The sequence below is a fragment of the Neptuniibacter marinus genome (genome assembly GCF_965223595.1).
In the GTDB taxonomy this organism is placed as follows: domain Bacteria; phylum Pseudomonadota; class Gammaproteobacteria; order Pseudomonadales; family Balneatricaceae; genus Neptuniibacter; species Neptuniibacter marinus.
Genome location: NZ_OZ245004.1, coordinates 412,228 through 429,385 on the forward strand (window position 1 = coordinate 412,228; position 17,158 = coordinate 429,385).

The window sequence follows — 17,158 nt, forward strand, 5'->3', positions numbered from 1 at the left end:
CTCATTTACATTTAACCCAGACGGGGTTGGTTTTTTATAATGAAAGATTTTGAGCAGCAGTTGTTTCTATGTTCTCCTCAGGCTGTGATTGTGACTGATAGGGATAATAATATTATTCGGGTGAACCCGGCCTTCCAACAAATTTCCGGTTATAGCTTTGATGAGGTTGTGGGTCAGAAACCGAGCGTCTTAGGTGCTGGTAATCTATCAGCTACTGACTATGAGCAAGCTTGGCTTGATCTTAATGATACTCATGTATGGCAGGGTGAACTGTTCAATAGGCATAAAAATGGTTCTGTTTATCCCGCTTGGTTTAATGTGATAAAGATAACCAATAACGACAATGAGTTTGTTGGTTATATTGCTCAATTTTTTAACATGAGTCAGCTAAAAACTAGCGCTGAAGCGCCGTCACAAATTCCTCAATATGATGAGCTTACACGTCTACTTAATTGGGAGATGTTTCAAAGCATACTGGATAAGCGACTGGAAAAATCTAAAGCAGATAATGAACAGCTGGCTGTAATGCTGGTTGATTTGGACCGTTTTAAATGGATTAACGATAATTTAGGGCGCGATGTTGGCGACAATTTGTTGCAGGAGGTCGCACGTAGATTAGGCTCAGTGGTGCGTGATGAAGATGCATTAGCACGCTTAAGTAGTGATGAGTTCGTGATGATGCTACCGGCTGTTGATGGTATGGATGCGGCTGTTAAAGTGGCACAAAGGGTTGTTGAGCAGCTATCCCATGGTGTGTTTGTTGACCATCGAGAGATTTTTATTAGTGGTAGTGTAGGTATATCACTCTATCCCGAACATGCAGAGCGGGGTAAAGATCTGGTTAAAAAAGCAGATGTTGCGATGTATGCAGCTAAGCAGGGTGGGCGGAACACGTTTAGAGCCTATAGTGCATTGATGGAGAGAAGCAAAGGCCCTCAGATTCTCCGAGAGGAGGATCTGGTGACTGCGCTTGTCAGCCATGAAATCCAGATGACCTATCTGCCTATTTACAGTATTTATAGTCATCGGGTTGTGGCTGTACATGCAAGGCCTAGTTGGATTCATCCTGAGTTAGGCTTAGTGCCATTTTCTGAATTTTCAGCACTTTTAGAGCATTCCGATTCCATCGAGCAATTTGAACATTGGATCGATTCAGAACTACGCTCTTTAGATGTGGTTTGGCAACGTTTCCCTAGCCTTCGTTTTATCTCTTTTCGTATTGAATCTCAGCAGCTATCGAGTAAAGAAAGCATTCAGCGTTGGGTTAATCAGTTAAGTCAATATCAGCAAATAGGGCGGGTAATGATTGACGTGGATATTCAAACCGCGCTGGAAAAAGAGGGCGCCCTGTTTGATCTGTTGACTAGTGAAGCTCTTTTATCCATAAGCGGGTTTGTTTGTGAGGCGCCAGTTCTGGAGAAAATACGTGATATAGATCCTGATTTTATTAAACTCGACGCAGGCCTAGTCACTATGATGAATAGTGATGAGGGGCGCCATAAAATTATTGATAACGTTTTAAAAATTGCGGATAAGCTGGATCTTGAAGTGTTGGCCGATGGTGTTAGCACTGAGGGTCAACGAGGACAGTTATCAGAGCAAGGTTGTATGCTAATGCAGGGGCGTTATTTTGGTATGCCACTAACTTTGCAGCAGCTTCTTGAACATTTGGCGGTTGAGCATTAATCGGCCCTCCAATAATCATGGATAAGAAGGGCCCTTTTCAAGTTTCTGTTTAGCGGTTATCTTTAGTTTATTCTTCAATATTCTTCCAAGGATGGAAGCTTATGTCATTAGCGATTGTTTATACCCGTGCGCAGGTGGGGATTGATGCTCCACTTGTGACCGTTGAGGTCCACCTATCGGGTGGGCTACCTAGTTTTTCAATAGTGGGCCTGCCTGAAACGGCGGTGAAAGAGAGTCGAGAACGGGTCCGCAGTGCTTTAATAAATTCTGGATATGATTTTCCTCAACGTAGAATTACAGTAAATCTCGCGCCTGCAGATCTTCCTAAGGAGGGTGGGCGTTATGATCTTGCTGTCGCCATTGGTATTTTAGCTGCGAGTGGCCAATTACCGGTGGAGCCCCTGAAATCCCTAGAGCTGATTGGTGAACTTGCTCTTTCTGGTGAGCTCAGACCTGTTGCGGGTGTATTGCCTGTAGCACTTGCTTGTCGTGAGGTTGGTCGGGGTTTGTTTCTTCCTTTGTCCAATGGAGATGATGCAACGCTTGCCTCAGGGTTGAGTGTTTATCCTGCTTCTCATCTGTTGGATGTTTGCGCTCATTTAAAAGCAGAGCAATTGATTAACTGTGCGGTCGCTAATCCCAGAACGCATACATATAGTGCAGTCTATCCCGACCTGAATGATGTTAAGGGGCAGCTTCAAGCGAAAAGGGCTCTAGAGATTGCAGCGGCGGGTTCGCATAACCTTTTGTTAGTGGGACCTCCTGGTAGTGGTAAGAGTATGTTAGCGAATCGTTTACCGGGTTTACTTCCGGAAATGACAGAGTCTGAACGTTTACAGGTGGCTTCAATACACTCGATTGTTCAACGTAGTGGCGGTGAAGGACTTATCTGTCAGCGGCCTTTTCGTGCGCCACATCACACCGCATCCTCTGTTGCTTTGGTGGGTGGGGGTGGAAATCCGAAGCCGGGTGAGATCTCTCTCGCTCACCAAGGGGTTTTGTTCTTAGATGAGCTGCCTGAGTTTAGTCGTAAGGTTTTAGAGGTGCTGCGTGAGCCTATTGAATCGGGTGAGATCTTAATTTCTCGCGCTGCCCGTCAATCTGTATTCCCAGCTCGATTTCAATTAGTTACCGCAATGAATCCTTGTCCATGTGGTTACTACAATGATGGTACTGAGCGTTGCCGTTGTAGTCCTGATCAAGTACGACGTTATCAGTCCCGAGTATCGGGCCCATTGTTGGATCGTATTGACTTGCAGCTAAGTGTTCAAGCCTTGTCACAGAAAGAGCTCATGGCCTACCCTGATTCTGAAGAAACAAGTGAGCAGGTAAGAGAACGCGTTATTCTTGCAAGATCAGAACAGATGGAACGCCAAGGCTACCCAAACCAGATGTTGGAGGGTAAACAGCTTGAACAGATCTGTTGTATTAGTGATTTAGACAAAGATATGTTGGCTAAGGCGTTGGAGAAACTACAGTTGTCAGCTCGTGCGTATCATCGTGTTTTAAGGGTGGCGCGAACCATTGCGGATCTTGCTGGTGCGGAAAAGGTGGAGAGTAAGCATCTACTGGAAGCGTTGAGCTATCGAGTATCTGCTAGGGCTTTATTAAGATAAAGCTGATAGCGCAGCGGTAATATTGTATTAGCTCGAAGAGGTTTTTTGTTGCTACTCAGGTTTAGGAAGCATTCGCTTAAAATCACTGAAGCTAACGGGAGGGCTGTAGAAGTAGCCTTGGATCTGGTCGCAGTTATCTTGAATCAAAAAGTCTAACTGCTCCCTTGTTTCAACGCCCTCAGCGACAACTGTTAATTTCATATTATGGGCAAGGCTAATAATAGAACGCACAATCTCCTCGGCTTCTGAAGACTCATTGAGGTGACTTACAAATGAGCGATCGATTTTTAACGCATTGATGGGGAGTTTATGCAGTAATGAAAATGAGGAATAACCGGTTCCAAAATCATCTAATGAAAAAGTAATCCCCTCTTCTGCCAAGGAATCGAGGCACTCTCTAACATGGTTCTCATCATTAAAAATGGCTGACTCTGTTAACTCAAATTCGAGAACCGATGTATCTATATCTTCCTGTTTGATAATACGTTTGATGGTATCGACTAACATATCATCCTTAAACTGCCGGAAGGATAAGTTGACCCCCAGACGATCAATATGGATGCCTGCTTCTTTTAATTCTTTAAGGTGTAAGCCTGCCTGCCTAATGGTCCAGTACCCTATAGGGACAATCAAACCATTCTGCTCACATAGAGGGATAAAATCGCTAGGCATTATCATTCCACGGGTTGGATGTTGCCAGCGAATGAGCGCTTCAGCCCCGACAATCTTGCCAGAATGGAGATCGACACGAGGTTGGTAAAAGAGCACAAACTGTTCTGCTCTTAAGGCGGTCATTATTTCCGATTCAAGACCTACGGTTTTATCAGACGTTAATTCCATACCAGGGCGATAGATTGAATAACTACAGCCATGAATCTGTTTTGCTTGCATACGAGCCATGCTGGCTCGCTTGGTAAGTAGATCAACTTCACTGCCATGTTCAGGCGCCAATACCGCGCCAATGCTACAGTCTATTTGGGTCTGAGACTGACTGTGAGTATAGGAGGACTTTAGTGTGTTGATAAGCTTACCCAGTAGGGATTTTACGGTGTCTAATAGTGGTGCTGTACCGGGTAGGTCTAAAATAATAGCGAATTCATCGTTGCCTATTCTTGCGACCATTGCATCGTTACTAACGCTACTTTGTATACGTTTGCCTAACTCTAAAACAACTTCATCACCTGCTGAAAAACCATAACGGGTATTAAATTTACGGAAATGGTCAAGATCAACAGTGATTAGGGCAAGTTGGCGGCCTTGTTGTATTAGGGAGTTGAGTTTGTATAACAGGGTTAAATAGAAGAATTGGCGGTTACCAACAGGCGCTAAAGTATCTGAGTGACGTAAAAGCTGTATCTCTGTGCTTTGTTTGATGGTGAGCTCTGCGTGGCGTAATGTTCTTAAAAGTATCTCTGTATTTAGCGTCTCATAAGATAAAAAATCGGTGGCATTAGCTGTTAAGAGTTTCTGCCCCTGTTCTTCGGTAATATGAGGGCTGAGAGCAATAATTGGTGTGTTCGGACGAAATTTATGCAGGTCTGCAATTATAGTTGTGCAAGGGAGGGGCGAGTTGTTACAGCTGAGTAAAATAAAATCAATAGAAGACTGCTGCAGAATCAGTAACGCTTCCACATGGTCGTTGCAGCGCGTTAGTTGATACAGTGGATGCTGCTCCAGTATCGACTTAAGCCTGCTTTGATTCTCCTGATGACTATCGATCAGTAAAATCTGTTTATGTTTATCGGGTAACTGCTGTAGCGCTGAGCACATCGCCAACTTCCCAGTGTGACACTTTATTTAAGACACAAATTTTATAAAGAGATGTCTCCCTGTAAAATTTTCGTGTCATAATTACCATTAAGTATTACTTTACTCAGATTAACACTCTACAAGAATTATTCAAACACTTGTTTTATTTTTATATATCAAAGGGTTATCTGAATTTTATAGTTGGTGTTACCCCAGTCGCATCCTTTGTGTTTCGGCTGAGTGTTCTTAAGCTTTAGCTGTTTTTGAAGGTTTTTTAAAGAATGTCTCGTTTAAATCCACGACAGAAAGAAGCAGTGGACTATATTGGCGGTCCATTATTGGTACTTGCAGGTGCTGGTTCCGGTAAAACCAGTGTAATCACACGTAAGATCGCCTATTTGATCAATGCTTGTGGTATTGCTGGGCGAAATATTGCCGCAGTTACATTTACTAATAAAGCATCACGGGAGATGAAAGAGCGTGTTAACGCATTATTAGAGGGGAATCCCGCAGGTAAAGGATTAACCGTTGCTACCTTTCATAACTTAGGTCTTACGATTATTAAACGTGAGCACAAGCACCTTGGTTTTAAGTCGGGCTTCTCTATTTTTGATGATCAAGATACAAAAGCCCTGTTAAAAGATCTGATGCTACAGAACAACGAAGAAAGTGATCAGGTTGATATAGTCCGAAATCAGATATCCAGTTGGAAGAACGAGATGCTAACGCCAGCTCAAGCCTTGGCATCAGCACAATTACCGCAAGATATTTTATGTGCCCGTGCCTATGAGCAATACGAGCAACACTTGCGCGCTTATAACGCAGTAGACTTTGATGATCTAATTCTTGTTCCTGTTCGCCTGTTTGAAGAGCACCCGAAAGTCCTAGAACGTTGGCAAAACCGGTTACGTTATTTGCTGGTGGATGAGTACCAAGATACTAACCTTTCTCAATATCGCTTAGTAAAACTCTTAGTTGGGCATCGAGGAGCGTTAACGGTTGTAGGGGATGATGACCAATCTATCTATGCTTGGCGTGGCGCGCGGCCTGAGAACTTAGTGCAGCTTGAGAAAGATTACCCAAGTTTAAAAGTCGTTAAACTTGAACAAAACTACCGTTCCACTAGCCGTATTCTTAAAGCCGCTAATACATTGATCGCCAATAACCCTCACGTGTATGAAAAAACACTGTGGAGTGATATGGGTATGGGAGATCCTATAAGGGTGATACACACCCGAAATGAAGATGCGGAATGCGATCGAATCGCTACAGAAACCTTAGATCTGCACCTGCGGAATAATATCCAGTTTAAGGATATGGCTATTCTCTATCGCGGTAATTTCCAAGCGCGGTTATTGGAGATGAAGCTGCAGCATTATCAAGTGCCCTACAAACTCAACGGGGGGACCTCATTTTTTGCTCGTGCAGAAATTAAAGATCTAATGAGCTACCTAAAGGTGCTGGTTAATCCTGATGATGACAACGCTTTTCTACGTATTATCAATCTGCCGCGCCGAGAGATTGGTCCGAGCACGCTACAAAAGCTAGGGCAGTACTCGGTTGAACGCCAAATCAGCATGTTTAACGCCTGCGAAGAGCTTGGTTTAGAGCAAGTGATGCCTGCCAATGCTTTAGAGCGCTTGCGCCGTTTCTGTAGCTGGATGCAACATATCTACCGTCAATGCCATCAGGGTGACCCTATTGCCGCGATCTATGAAATGATGCGCGATATTGATTACGAAGGCTGGATTGCACAAAACAGCTCAAGTGATGCCATGGCCGAAAAGCGAATGCAGAATGTACATTTCTTAATGGACTCACTTAAGTCAACAATGGAACGATTGCAGGAAGATGAACCTGACGCGGGCATTCAGGAGGCGATTAACCGCTTAATATTGATCGACATGCTGGATCGGCAAGAGGAGGAAGATGATTCAAATCGTGTCCAGTTAATGACCCTGCACGCGTCTAAAGGACTCGAATTTCCTCATGTATTTCTTATGGGTATGGAAGAGGAGCTACTTCCCCATAGGAACAGTATAGAAACCGATAATATCGAAGAGGAGCGACGCTTAGCCTACGTAGGTATTACGCGGGCGAAACGCTGTTTGACCATTACCTTAGCGAAGCAACGTAAGCAATATGGTGAAGTGTTGGACTGCCTACCAAGTCGCTTTTTAGATGAACTACCGCCTGAAGATTTAGAGATAGAGGGAGCGGGAGAGAAGTGCCCCGTGCAAAATCAGAAACGGGGCCAAGCTACGCTGAATAGTTTAAAAAATATGTTTGACTAGATTTGTTATAAGACAAAGATAAAAAAAGCCGCTTATGCGGCTTTTTTTATATCAGAACGGCGCTTAATTACTGAGCGCTATCCATCATATGCTGAATCGCACCTTTTAGCTCATCATCAGAACAATCAGCACACAAGCCACGTGGTGGCATAGCATTTAAGCCATTAATCGCTGAAGCAAGTAGAGCGTCAATACCTTTAGCACCACGGTCTGCCCACTCAGAAGTTCCAAATTTCGGTGCACCTGCAACGCCCGCATCATGGCAAGCTGCACACTTAGTTGCGTACACTTTTTCACCACTACGTGCAGCAACAGGTGCTGCTACAGCTGCAGCGCCGCCACAACTATCATCGCCCTCTATACAAACAGAACCGACAGCTTTAATGCGTTCTGCTACAGCTTCATCGCTGTTAGATGTTGCTTGTACGGATGTGCTTAATGCAACCCCCAAACCTAGAGCAACCAATGCTGAAGTGATTTTTTTCACAGTCACGACCTCTCAATAAATCACAAATTAATATGGGCAGCGCGATCTGTCAGGATGCCTAGCCGCAACAAATGTTGCTCTGGGGCGGGAATTCAGACTCGACTGCTCAAAGTTTCACCGGCTGCGGATTATAACGATAAATAAACACAACTGAAATGGGGCTTTGGCAGGAGAGCACAGCAATCTGCTGATTTAGGGCAATTTTTTATAGTTAAAAAGCAATAAACCAGAAATTTAAGGCTGAATTGATAAAAAAATAGATTTTATTAAACTAAAGGAGTACAAGTACTTTAATACTAAGGTCTAGAAATAAATAGCGGTGTGATGAATGACCAGCAACGGAATGTATGAAAATTGTGTTTGCCGAACGTTGGAAGGTGAACCAAGTCAAACAGCCAAGCTAACACTTTTAAGCTCTATCCCTAATCAAAAAATCTACAGATGTTGTAATTGCCACGCGTTTTTAGCGTATAAAGAAGACAAAAAACAATGGGAGGTCATTATGCAAGGGGACCTCGAAGAAGAACTAAAAAGCCTATATTGTCGCTCCTCTAACAAAGCACAAGCAAATTGAACTGAAAAAACCTTGGCGAATAAGCAGCGCATCGGTAGAATACGCCCCGCAAATACTTCTTGAGTGCGCCTGTAGCTCAGCTGGATAGAGTAGCAGGTTCCGATCCTGTTGGTCGGGGGTTCGAATCCCTCCAGGCGCGCCACTTTTTATTGTTTATCTTATTGATTTTTAATAATAAATTTCAAATTTTAATTTTAAAATACCCTAAAATATACCCTAGTCTAAAATAGGTGCTCAAAGTTTAGAAGCTTCCTTGTTGGGTATGTTGGCTTTAATATTAGTTTGGGCTCAATCTTGCTCTGTGTAGCTTGCTGTCTAGCTTCGTCAGGTTTGTTCCACCCAAGCTCATAGATCTCTGCTATATCCTTTTTTTGAAGGCTCAGAGGACCAGTCAAGCAGTCTTTGCATCGTTACTTTAAACTCGTCATCATCATCGAGGGCATCAAGGAACTTTTGAGAGTGGTTAGGCAGCTTATCTAACTGAACATATTGATCTACAGTCACTACGCCTTCAGGAAACCAGCTTTTAATTTCTTCCAGCTCAGATGGTTCAAAGTACCTACTGGATAGCTTTAATGTCTTTAGCCCCGTCAACTCAGAAAGCCCTTCAGGGAGCTTTGATATTTTGGTATCTCTTAGGTCCAATACTTGAAGCTTGTTTAGTTTTACTATTTCTTCAGGCAGTTCAACTAGGGGCTTGTTATCGCACAAAACCAGCACTCTGAGTTGTTTTAAGTTACCAATCTCACTAGGCAGTCTTGTAATAAAATTGTCGTGAAAGAAAAGTTTACGAAGGTTTGGTAGCTCTGTTATTTCTACCGGGAACTCTTCAAGCATATTTTTTCCAAGGTATAGGAACCTGAGCTTTTTTAACCTACTGATTCCTGAAGATAGATTCTTAAGCCTATTGTTAGTAGCTGTAAGCTTAAGAAGCTTTTCTGTTGGCATGTTGTTGAAGGGTAAATCAGAAAGCAGATTGTTAGAGATATTGATGTCTCTAATATTCTTAAAGTCTTTAATCTTGTTCGGGATAGCCTCTAGTTCACACGCAGCGAGATCCAGAGCCTTAAGCTGTTCACATTCACCCTGTTCCAGCATGAAGACTTCAGGATTACGAATGTATTTAATTTTGCTCATATGACTACTCCCTGTCTTTGAATGATGAAGATAGTTTCCAATTTACATCAACATTCAATATCTTATCACGAAGGGTTAAAGCATTTTTTACAGCATCCCTTCTGTCGCTTGTATCGAATTAATTTTTTCAACCTAGTGTGCTATCCCTTCATTTTATGGTTAACTGATCAGGACAGCAAAAGGATTTAGGAGCAAAAATATGGGATTGTTCAGTAAACTATTTGGCGATAGTTCCGGCGATATAGAAGCAGCCATAAAAAAATCTTATAGCGTAAAAGGCTTTAATAAAACTCAAATAGCTTGGAATAGTGCGTTTAAATTTGCGAAAAGTCGTAGTCAGTTTTCTGAGTTTTATGAAGATAACGATATTGATGTGGATTTTTTTACTCACCTTGATTCCGAGGAAGTGCATGTTAGATTCTTGAGAAATCCCAGAAATGGTACAACAGTCATCTCTGTAGAAAACGCAGAAGTGCATAGGAGTATCGTTAGAGATATGGAGTCTGGGAATTATGACCCGTCTAAGCACCCTTCTTATGAGTTAAAATTTTAAGTAACGAGAGGGCTTCTATAGAGAGCCCTACTGTCATTGTTTACATTAGGCATAATGGATCTCCAATGTTTACAGCTATAGTAATTATCCTTTCTCTAATTTTTCTGATTCCTACTTCAGGGCTGTCTTTGGTAGGCCTTGGAATTTATTTATTCATAAAATTCTATACAAAACATTCAAAAATAGAGGGGGCTATTGCTCAAATTGCCAACCTCAACTCTGGAGGCTATTGCGTTGAAATTCCATACAGTGAAGTAATCGCTTATGCGCAAGGAATCGACAAGATTATAAACATCCAAGGTGAGATGGTGACGTTTATGGCCTGTATAAAGAGTGTGGAGTATGAGGTTAGAGTGAATCGTGAACCTCTTGGAAACCGAGCAATAATTGACGCCAGTCAATCCTATTAATTTAAAGATACTTGTTTTTCTAACTACGAGCGTTCTGATAAGAAGGGAAAATAAATTATGGAATGGATTATCGGGGTTATTGTTGTATGGGTTGTATGGAGGCTTTTAACGGGGAAGCCTCGAAGAGAAGCAATGGTTAAAGATGCCATTCATAGGGCATATGTTGCTAATGCTCAGCTAGGCAGGGAATGGATTAGTACGCCAATTTATTGGGAAGCAGCAGAAAAATTTGCAAGAGACCGAGGTGTGCGCATATACGATGATGCAGCTCATTTTGATATGAAAGTTAATGGGGAGACGGTATCAGTTGTATTGATGAGAAATAGAATGAATGGCACTACAGATGCCAGTGTAAGCGAAAAATAAGATTCCTATATTAGTAATCAGAGTGCCTAGATTACTTCTGCGGGTTGTCGTGAATGGAGTTACGATGTGTTACCAAGAAGGGGATAAAAAGCTAAATAGTGAGTTGCAGCGCATTATTAGTTGGGCCATCGACAATGAGATACCTGACTTGGTATCAACTAATGAGGGATATTGGAGTGGTTTGCCAAGAGATTACGACAAGTTAAGAAGTCTAGACTCTCTTAGAATAAAATGTGAGAACCTTACATGCTTACCCCCTGAAATAGGTTGTTTAACATCTCTAAAAGAACTTCATGTATTCTCCAAGTCGCTAGCCTCTTTGCCTAGCGAGATAGGTCAGTTAAAGCAACTTGATACCCTCTGTTTGATAGGAGGTGAGCTTACCAGCTTGCCAGATGAGCTATGTCAGCTAACTAACCTAAAAAAGTTAGAACTCTCAGGTAATAGGTTTGCGGAAATTCCTAATCAGATTTTTAAGTTAAAAGGGCTTGCAGAGCTTAGGGTTGCTGGATGTGGACTCAGACACATACCAGAAGAGATAGGGCAGCTGAAGAACCTAATATGGCTTGATCTAAGAAATAATAAGTTAACAGAGATTCCAGAGGTGATTTTTGAGTTAAGTGGCCTTAATTTTTTATTGTTGGGGTCTAATCGGTTAACTAGTTTATCTACTAGTGTTGGTGAATTAGAGAGTTTGATGTGGCTGGATTTAATAAAAAATAATTTGAAAACCCTACCAAGTGAGATTCATAGATTGCAGAATTTGGTAACGCTTAGCTTAAAAGGTAATAGATTCACCTGTTTGCCGGAAGGGGTATTTGTGTTGCCGAACCTTGATGATAAAACTAGGGAACAATTAGAAACCCTCTAAAGGCTAAATTCCTTTTATGTAGCCAAGGATAAACATGTATGTCTTTGTACGTAACGCAAGCTATTTATCAACATCTAGAGTATAGGTTCCGCTGCCTTTTGAGATGCCTTTATAAGCGCAGTTGAAAACTGTGTTTGTGAAGGTATCCGACAACCGAAGGGCGTCAGTAGATTTGCTAGCAGAGTGACATAACAAGCACTCGGGGGGGGCTTGTTTATAACATTGTTATCAGCAATATGAGTACTACTCTCATACCAAAAAACAAAAACGTAACGCGAACTTGGACTGTATAGCCATGTACGTTATTGCTTTTGTATGAGAGGGCACCCACTTAAGAAAAATTCACTACTGACAGTTAACTACATTACCCACTTGTAGTAGCTCAGACTTGATCTGACAGTTACCCGTTTTTTATCTGGTGTCTGTCAGTTTAGATCTGGGCTAAATTCTTCTCGGCCCAGACCCGTTTACCATCAAGCAACGTTTCCATTGGCGTTCTACCGCAACATACCTTGCCCTGATGAGTTCGTTCATTGTTGTAGTATTCCATCCAGCCGTCCAGATCTTTTTGTAGTTCCTCAAGTGATTCGTAGAGCTTTTTACGGAAAGTTACTTGATAGAACTCATTCAAGATCGTTTTATGAAAGCGTTCACATATACCATTTGTTTGTGGGGACATCGCTTTAGTTTTGGTGTGATCAATATCGTTTATAGCAAGATAAAGCTGGTAATCATGCTGATCGACCCGACCACAGTATTCAGTTCCTCGGTCTGTAAGAATACGCAGCATAGGAAGCTCCTGTTCTTCAAAGAACGGTAATACCTTATCGTTGAGTGTATCTGCAGCAGTAATCGGTGTTTTAGTGGTATAGAGCTTACAGAAAGCGATTTTGCTGTAAGTATCCACAAAGGTCTGTTGGTATATACGGCCAACGCCTTTCAGGTTACCTACGTAAAAGGTGTCCTGAGACCCCAGATAACCTGGGTGTATCGTCTCAATTTCACCGCATGCTTCATCATCAGATTTCTTTTTCTCAAGCGCTGCAACCTGAGCATCGCTCAGGATGATGCCGTCGTTAGCAACTTTATCTTCTAAAGCTTTCAGTCTCTTTTTAAAGTTCTCAAGATTATGTCGAACCCAAATTGAACGGACGCCACTACCTGATACAAAGACACCCGACTTACGTAGTTCATTACTGGTACGGTGCTGACCATGAGCGGGTTGTTCAATGGCATAAGCAACGACAGCTTGTTCTGTTGCTTCATCCACTCTGTTCTTGGGATTCGGTGCTCTACGGCTTTTGTTGATCAGGCTATCGATACCACCTTCTTCAACAAGTTCCTGATAACGATAAAACGTATCTCGTGATACGCCCATGACTTTGCATGCTTTGGACACATTCCCAAGCTCTTCTGCCAAATTCAGCAAGCCAGCTTTGTGTTTAATGATTGGATTGTTAGTATGGATCATGAGAGTTACCTTTTGTTTTGATTTAAGATTCGACACCTTTATCAAAACGGGTAACTCTCTCTTTTTCAAGATGATGTGTCAGATCTAGTCTGAGCTAATTCACCCACTACAAAGCAGTTTGTCCCATCATCGCCTGTAACTGTATTTCCATTGATGTTGTAGTAATTATAGAGACCTGAACTGCTTCTATTACTATTGTTTCTGCTGGAACTACTACGCCCATACGGATCTGTATTGTAGTTATAGCTTTGATTGTTAATAGAGTTTGCACTATCCATCATACTTCGTGAATAGCTATTCAGCGAATTATTCAATGAGTTTAAATTTCTCGTTGCTCTAGCTACAGCTTCTCTTGAGCTTTGCTGATTTTCTCTAAGTGTTTCAGCTTTAGTAATTAGCTTGTAGCTCTCTAGTTGTACGTCCAAACAGGTAGATTCAGTTGCAACAATGCTTGATAATGATGCGTTTGCCACTCTATTTAATTTTTCGTAATCGACATTTCTTCTACTTAATAAATCACCCAAAGCATTTTGAGACTTTGCATACACCTGGTGATCAATATACCCCTTCTTAGAGCACTCATCCATGTAATTGGCATATTTGCCAATTTCGAAATAATGCTGATATGTCATCGCCTTCCCAGCGCACCCTGCTAGTAGAAAAACTGAGAGACTACTTAATAACTTAAATTTCATTGTAAACTTCCTTATTTAAAGCAGTAGTAGCTAGAGTAACGTACAATCCATATTAATGGTGATTATAACATGAAGACAATCATGACTTTATACAACTCCAACAATTTGCAATTCGGTAGAGTCCTCGAATCCTCTCAATTTAACTATTAGCACTCCACTACACCCAATTTCCTCACCATCGCGGTCATCTTTCACGTGTGCCGTTAACCATAAGTGAAGGAGGAACGCAGTGACTGCTGTAACGCAATGAGTTAAAAAGGCAAAGCGTGATAGATGATGACACTACGTCAGTAGTGGAAAGCATAACTAGCGCAGAGCCATCGCCTTGAAATACTATAAAAAATAGTTCTGTTTTTTCTATTGTTAACAGATCTGATTTGACGGGCTATCCAGACAAACTGGAAACTTCCAGTCTTGGCCTAAACTAGAAAAGAACCTCAAAGTTCATTGGGTCGATTCCCCTATTTATTAAAATTCCTTTCCAATTTTGCATGCCGATCTGAGCTATATCCGTATTTTTAGAGGGAAATGTCAGTAAATATTTATCAGTCCGTCTCCACATTTGTAATGACAAGTGTGGATCGAGTTGGTCGTTAATCGTATTGCTCGCGATATTACCGATCAAGGAATTAAAGAAGAAATCAGCTGTTTGATAATTTGCTTCTTCTGGATCTCTTTCAAGGTAAACTGCAGTAACTGTTTCCATAATTTCGCGTACTTGTTGGTCATCGAGAAAATCGGCGTTATAGGCGAAACTAGAGGTGAGTTCAGCTAATTCACGTAGGAATTTATCATCTTTTTGTTTTTGCTTGTTCTTTCCAAAACCAAACATGGATTATCCTTTTCCAGTTGATAAAAATTCAATGTTAACTGAATCGCTCCTGGCTTACTAGGCACCTCTCGGCGATAGAGAATAGCTTTACAAAAGGTGTTTTATGGGCAAATCCACCCCTCTCCACGATATGCGGACGGATTTACCCTAAGAGCTCCATGGCATTTATATTGGAATGGCTATTACGGCAAAGTAGCAACGTCCTAGTTTCCTAGATGTAGACGGCTATCTATAGCTGTGCTTTCAGGCGTTAGACTTAAAACATTTGTAGGTCGGGTTAATATTTAACTTCATTGCAAGCTTTTATTGTAATGCCATTTATTTCATCCTCAAAATAATGATGTTTTATTTTGCCGTATTTTGTTTTCACCATATGTATTAATGGAGTTTTTTTCTCATCTCTATAATAATACGGTTTACCTGCGCTATCTAAATAGACCGTATTATCCTCACCTCTTCCAATTGGCCAAGAGTATCTAGCAGAACATTGGAATTCTGTTGCTGAAACTGCTGAAGTTGCTGAAACTGCTATTAATAAAATTAATTTCTTCATTATTTACCTTTTATTAAAAAAATACTTCAATTGAGAAATGTTACTTTGAAGCGTTTTTGTCTAAAACCAAAATTTTCAGACTGGCTCATTAATTTCATCAACAGCGTCGTTAAAAGCAGCTGTTGCTTCGATATTACCTAGGATGTAGTCGCCAAGGAACCTACGATTTAGTCCCTTCTTCTGAGCAGTTTTGCTGATCCAGCCGTATTGGCGGTGCTATTTACCGATATTTGACCGTTTATCACCGTTCGAATGCCTATTTCTCAGCGGACGGATTTTCCCTAGGGGGTATCCGTCTGTCCGTCTTGGCATCTATGAATCTGAGTCAATTACATAACACTCATCATCAGTGACTGATATCTTGCCGGCTCCAAGTAGCCCATCAATAACTCCTCTAAAGCGCTTCTTTTTCGAGTCAGCCTTTGACTTGTCTTCACAGGCCTCAACAAATGCTTCCTGCCATAAGGGCTTTTCTGGATTAAAAGTATCAATTGCTAATTGCTCGTAATCGATACCTTTGGTCATACTAATACTGGGCATGTCATTAGCTTCAACTATACAAGCTCCCGTAATAGCGTTCCCATTGGTATCTGTTTCCCCTAGTTCAACTCCTTTAATTAGAAAGTGTTTAGCTGGTAGGTCGTCATCAGCATCTTTTTGTTTATCACAGGTCAACCTGCATATTTTGTTGTCGCCCTTTTGTACTGCAAAGCTAAAGTCGATATTAGCTTTTAAGGCTGAAGCCCCTCTGGCTCCTTGCTGGCTAGACTTTCCGGTATGGTGAACAACCAAAACAGTGCATTCATACCTATGCCTAAGTTGTTCAAGTCTATTGATAAACTGAGCCATGTCGTCATTGCTGTTCTCAGCACTCTTTAACAAGTGGCGTGACAATGTATCAATAACTATCAGATCAAGATCTCTGCCCAAGTTGTCTATGGCGGTAACGGCATCATCAAAGCCTTCATCAGTATCCAGTCCTATAGGTCTCTCTGAAAAGAAAATCCTTTCCGGGTTAATGGTTGTTTCATGCTCTGCCTCAATAGCTTTGAGTCTTCTCTGAAGGCCGTTATTGCCTTCACCTGCAAGTATTAATACGTCGCCTTCTTTAGTTCTTTGATCAAACCACTTAGTCCCGTTAGCTATAGAGACTGCTAGACTTAAAGCGATATGAGACTTTCCCGACCCAGAAGCACCAAATAACATTCCTATCGAATCTGAAGGTATGTAGTCTTCTACCAGCCAATCAATCTCTAATGGTTGGCTGTATAACTCGTCTAATTTTATTAAGTTGTAATCAGTAAATTTATTCATAGTTTGTTTTCCTGATTACCGTTGATAAAAAAATGGAAGTGAATTACTTGCTGTGCCGGTATAGGACAGCTTATATTCAGCTTGTTTAACCCGGTTCGGGTCCTCTAGGCTTCTTCTTTCAACATATCTACTTCCAATGCGGTACCCTAACTTTCTTAGCCGGTAGATTACTGCGCTAGGTGACTTAACCCCTAGAGAGCGAAACTGATCTGTAGTTGTCGGGCCTTTTATTTGAAGTATTGCTAGTACTAGTTCAGCTTGGGTGTACCGTTTAGAAGATAAGCTACGCACCCAGTTCGTTCTGAAAAGAGTCATACAGATGCCCCTATATCACGTTGAGCAATACGAGTGTCTATCCACTCCTGGACTTCAGACTCGACCCAGGCGCTAGAACGCTCTGTTAGCTTGACTGGTTTAGGGAAGCGTTCCTGCTGAGCAAGGGCGTAGATGTGAGATCTGGATAGCCCTGTAATGGCTAGCACATCTTTTAATTTGATAAGTTTGTGTGTCATCTTTAAATACCTTGTAATCATTTTATTTCCCGTTTCCG

The 17,158-nt window shown here is 41.7% G+C and carries 17 protein-coding genes and 1 tRNA gene; 8 read left to right on the forward strand and 10 right to left on the reverse strand.

The genetic code is table 11. The annotated features are described in order from the left end of the window. The first annotated feature begins 39 nt into the window (after positions 1-39). Both ACOQOE_RS01925 and ACOQOE_RS01930 read left to right on the forward strand, forming a co-directional pair. Positions 40-1,686: a diguanylate cyclase domain-containing protein gene (locus tag ACOQOE_RS01925; protein ID WP_420554772.1), complete on the forward strand. Its 1,647-nt coding sequence runs from the start codon at positions 40-42 to the stop codon at positions 1,684-1,686. A 101-nt stretch (positions 1,687-1,787) separates the two neighbouring features. After that, on the forward strand, positions 1,788-3,302 hold the full coding sequence (locus tag ACOQOE_RS01930) for a YifB family Mg chelatase-like AAA ATPase (RefSeq protein ID WP_420554773.1): 1,515 nt from the start codon (positions 1,788-1,790) through the stop codon (positions 3,300-3,302). A gap of 51 nt (positions 3,303-3,353) precedes the next feature. Here the strand turns inward: ACOQOE_RS01930 and ACOQOE_RS01935 are convergent, their stop codons facing one another. After that, positions 3,354-5,072 (reverse strand): EAL domain-containing protein, encoded by a 1,719-nt coding sequence (locus ACOQOE_RS01935; protein ID WP_420554774.1) that lies wholly within the window; start codon positions 5,070-5,072, stop codon positions 3,354-3,356. Between the two features lie 260 nt (positions 5,073-5,332). Here ACOQOE_RS01935 and rep point away from each other — a divergent pair, with 260 nt between their 5' ends. Then, on the forward strand, positions 5,333-7,345 hold the full coding sequence (gene rep / locus ACOQOE_RS01940; protein ID WP_420554775.1) for a DNA helicase Rep: 2,013 nt from the start codon (positions 5,333-5,335) through the stop codon (positions 7,343-7,345). Positions 7,346-7,412: 67 nt separating this feature from the next. Here rep and ACOQOE_RS01945 read toward each other — a convergent pair whose 3' ends face one another. Then, positions 7,413-7,832, reverse strand: a complete 420-nt coding sequence (locus tag ACOQOE_RS01945) for a c-type cytochrome (RefSeq protein WP_067869781.1) — start codon at positions 7,830-7,832, stop codon at positions 7,413-7,415. A 639-nt stretch (positions 7,833-8,471) separates the two neighbouring features. On the opposite strand from ACOQOE_RS01945, the gene ACOQOE_RS01950 reads away from it, so the two are divergent. Then, positions 8,472-8,548: transfer RNA gene (locus ACOQOE_RS01950), tRNA-Arg, on the forward strand. A 203-nt stretch (positions 8,549-8,751) separates the two neighbouring features. Here ACOQOE_RS01950 and ACOQOE_RS01955 read toward each other — a convergent pair. Beyond that, positions 8,752-9,543 carry a leucine-rich repeat domain-containing protein gene (locus ACOQOE_RS01955; protein WP_420554776.1) on the reverse strand — a complete coding sequence of 264 codons (792 nt, stop codon included), beginning with the start codon at positions 9,541-9,543 and terminating at the stop codon, positions 8,752-8,754. Positions 9,544-9,742: 199 nt separating this feature from the next. Between ACOQOE_RS01955 and ACOQOE_RS01960 the strand changes: the two genes are divergently transcribed. The 4 genes from ACOQOE_RS01960 (at position 9,743) to ACOQOE_RS01975 (ending at position 11,743) form a co-directional block, all read left to right on the forward strand. Beyond that, positions 9,743-10,096 (forward strand): hypothetical protein, encoded by a 354-nt coding sequence (locus tag ACOQOE_RS01960; RefSeq protein WP_420554777.1) that lies wholly within the window; start codon positions 9,743-9,745, stop codon positions 10,094-10,096. 65 nt (positions 10,097-10,161) lie between these two features. Beyond that, positions 10,162-10,506: a hypothetical protein gene (locus ACOQOE_RS01965; protein WP_420554778.1), complete on the forward strand. Its 345-nt coding sequence runs from the start codon at positions 10,162-10,164 to the stop codon at positions 10,504-10,506. A 57-nt stretch (positions 10,507-10,563) separates the two neighbouring features. Further along, positions 10,564-10,872, forward strand: a complete 309-nt coding sequence (locus ACOQOE_RS01970) for a hypothetical protein (protein WP_420554779.1) — start codon at positions 10,564-10,566, stop codon at positions 10,870-10,872. Positions 10,873-10,936: 64 nt separating this feature from the next. Continuing rightward, entirely contained in the window at positions 10,937-11,743 is an 807-nt protein-coding gene (locus ACOQOE_RS01975) for a leucine-rich repeat domain-containing protein (protein ID WP_420554780.1), read from the forward strand. 430 nt (positions 11,744-12,173) lie between these two features. On the opposite strand, the gene ACOQOE_RS01980 is transcribed toward ACOQOE_RS01975, so the two are convergent. The 7 genes from ACOQOE_RS01980 to ACOQOE_RS02010 all read right to left on the reverse strand — a co-directional run bounded on the left by ACOQOE_RS01980 (position 12,174) and on the right by ACOQOE_RS02010 (position 17,120). Further along, a complete protein-coding gene (locus ACOQOE_RS01980) occupies positions 12,174-13,214 on the reverse strand; it encodes an IS481 family transposase (protein ID WP_420553798.1) in 1,041 nt (346 codons plus the stop codon). Positions 13,215-13,279: 65 nt separating this feature from the next. Then, the gene (locus tag ACOQOE_RS01985) at positions 13,280-13,909 is read right to left on the reverse strand and encodes a hypothetical protein (RefSeq protein WP_420554781.1); all 630 of its coding nucleotides are present in this window, start codon (positions 13,907-13,909) and stop codon (positions 13,280-13,282) included. A gap of 424 nt (positions 13,910-14,333) precedes the next feature. Further along, a complete protein-coding gene (locus ACOQOE_RS01990) occupies positions 14,334-14,741 on the reverse strand; it encodes a hypothetical protein (RefSeq protein ID WP_420554782.1) in 408 nt (135 codons plus the stop codon). A 277-nt stretch (positions 14,742-15,018) separates the two neighbouring features. Then, positions 15,019-15,294 (reverse strand): hypothetical protein, encoded by a 276-nt coding sequence (locus ACOQOE_RS01995; RefSeq protein ID WP_420554783.1) that lies wholly within the window; start codon positions 15,292-15,294, stop codon positions 15,019-15,021. A gap of 312 nt (positions 15,295-15,606) precedes the next feature. After that, positions 15,607-16,608 (reverse strand): AAA family ATPase, encoded by a 1,002-nt coding sequence (locus ACOQOE_RS02000; protein WP_420554784.1) that lies wholly within the window; start codon positions 16,606-16,608, stop codon positions 15,607-15,609. A 15-nt stretch (positions 16,609-16,623) separates the two neighbouring features. Continuing rightward, entirely contained in the window at positions 16,624-16,923 is a 300-nt protein-coding gene (locus ACOQOE_RS02005) for a helix-turn-helix domain-containing protein (RefSeq protein WP_420554785.1), read from the reverse strand. Then, positions 16,920-17,120, reverse strand: coding sequence for a helix-turn-helix transcriptional regulator (locus ACOQOE_RS02010; protein WP_420554786.1), 201 nt, complete (start codon positions 17,118-17,120; stop codon positions 16,920-16,922). The genes ACOQOE_RS02005 and ACOQOE_RS02010 overlap by 4 nt, the downstream gene beginning before the upstream one ends. Between the last annotated feature and the right edge of the window lie 38 nt (positions 17,121-17,158).

Excerpts from the sequence above, each read along its gene's own strand:
- ACOQOE_RS01990 (WP_420554782.1), bottom strand. The coding sequence starts at position 14,741 with ATGTTTGGTTTTGGAAAGAACAAGCAAAAACAAAAAGATGATAAATTC.
- ACOQOE_RS02000 (WP_420554784.1), bottom strand. The coding sequence starts at position 16,608 with ATGAATAAATTTACTGATTACAACTTAATAAAATTAGACGAGTTATAC.
- ACOQOE_RS01955 (WP_420554776.1), bottom strand. The coding sequence starts at position 9,543 with ATGAGCAAAATTAAATACATTCGTAATCCTGAAGTCTTCATGCTGGAA.
- ACOQOE_RS01995 (WP_420554783.1), bottom strand. The coding sequence starts at position 15,294 with ATGAAGAAATTAATTTTATTAATAGCAGTTTCAGCAACTTCAGCAGTT.
- ACOQOE_RS01980 (WP_420553798.1), bottom strand. The coding sequence starts at position 13,214 with ATGATCCATACTAACAATCCAATCATTAAACACAAAGCTGGCTTGCTG.
- ACOQOE_RS02010 (WP_420554786.1), bottom strand. The coding sequence starts at position 17,120 with ATGACACACAAACTTATCAAATTAAAAGATGTGCTAGCCATTACAGGG.
- ACOQOE_RS01965 (WP_420554778.1), top strand. The coding sequence starts at position 10,162 with ATGTTTACAGCTATAGTAATTATCCTTTCTCTAATTTTTCTGATTCCT.
- ACOQOE_RS01925 (WP_420554772.1), top strand. The coding sequence starts at position 40 with ATGAAAGATTTTGAGCAGCAGTTGTTTCTATGTTCTCCTCAGGCTGTG.
- ACOQOE_RS01935 (WP_420554774.1), bottom strand. The coding sequence starts at position 5,072 with ATGTGCTCAGCGCTACAGCAGTTACCCGATAAACATAAACAGATTTTA.
- rep (WP_420554775.1), top strand. The coding sequence starts at position 5,333 with ATGTCTCGTTTAAATCCACGACAGAAAGAAGCAGTGGACTATATTGGC.
- ACOQOE_RS01970 (WP_420554779.1), top strand. The coding sequence starts at position 10,564 with ATGGAATGGATTATCGGGGTTATTGTTGTATGGGTTGTATGGAGGCTT.
- ACOQOE_RS02005 (WP_420554785.1), bottom strand. The coding sequence starts at position 16,923 with ATGACTCTTTTCAGAACGAACTGGGTGCGTAGCTTATCTTCTAAACGG.
- ACOQOE_RS01985 (WP_420554781.1), bottom strand. The coding sequence starts at position 13,909 with ATGAAATTTAAGTTATTAAGTAGTCTCTCAGTTTTTCTACTAGCAGGG.
- ACOQOE_RS01930 (WP_420554773.1), top strand. The coding sequence starts at position 1,788 with ATGTCATTAGCGATTGTTTATACCCGTGCGCAGGTGGGGATTGATGCT.
- ACOQOE_RS01975 (WP_420554780.1), top strand. The coding sequence starts at position 10,937 with ATGTGTTACCAAGAAGGGGATAAAAAGCTAAATAGTGAGTTGCAGCGC.
- ACOQOE_RS01960 (WP_420554777.1), top strand. The coding sequence starts at position 9,743 with ATGGGATTGTTCAGTAAACTATTTGGCGATAGTTCCGGCGATATAGAA.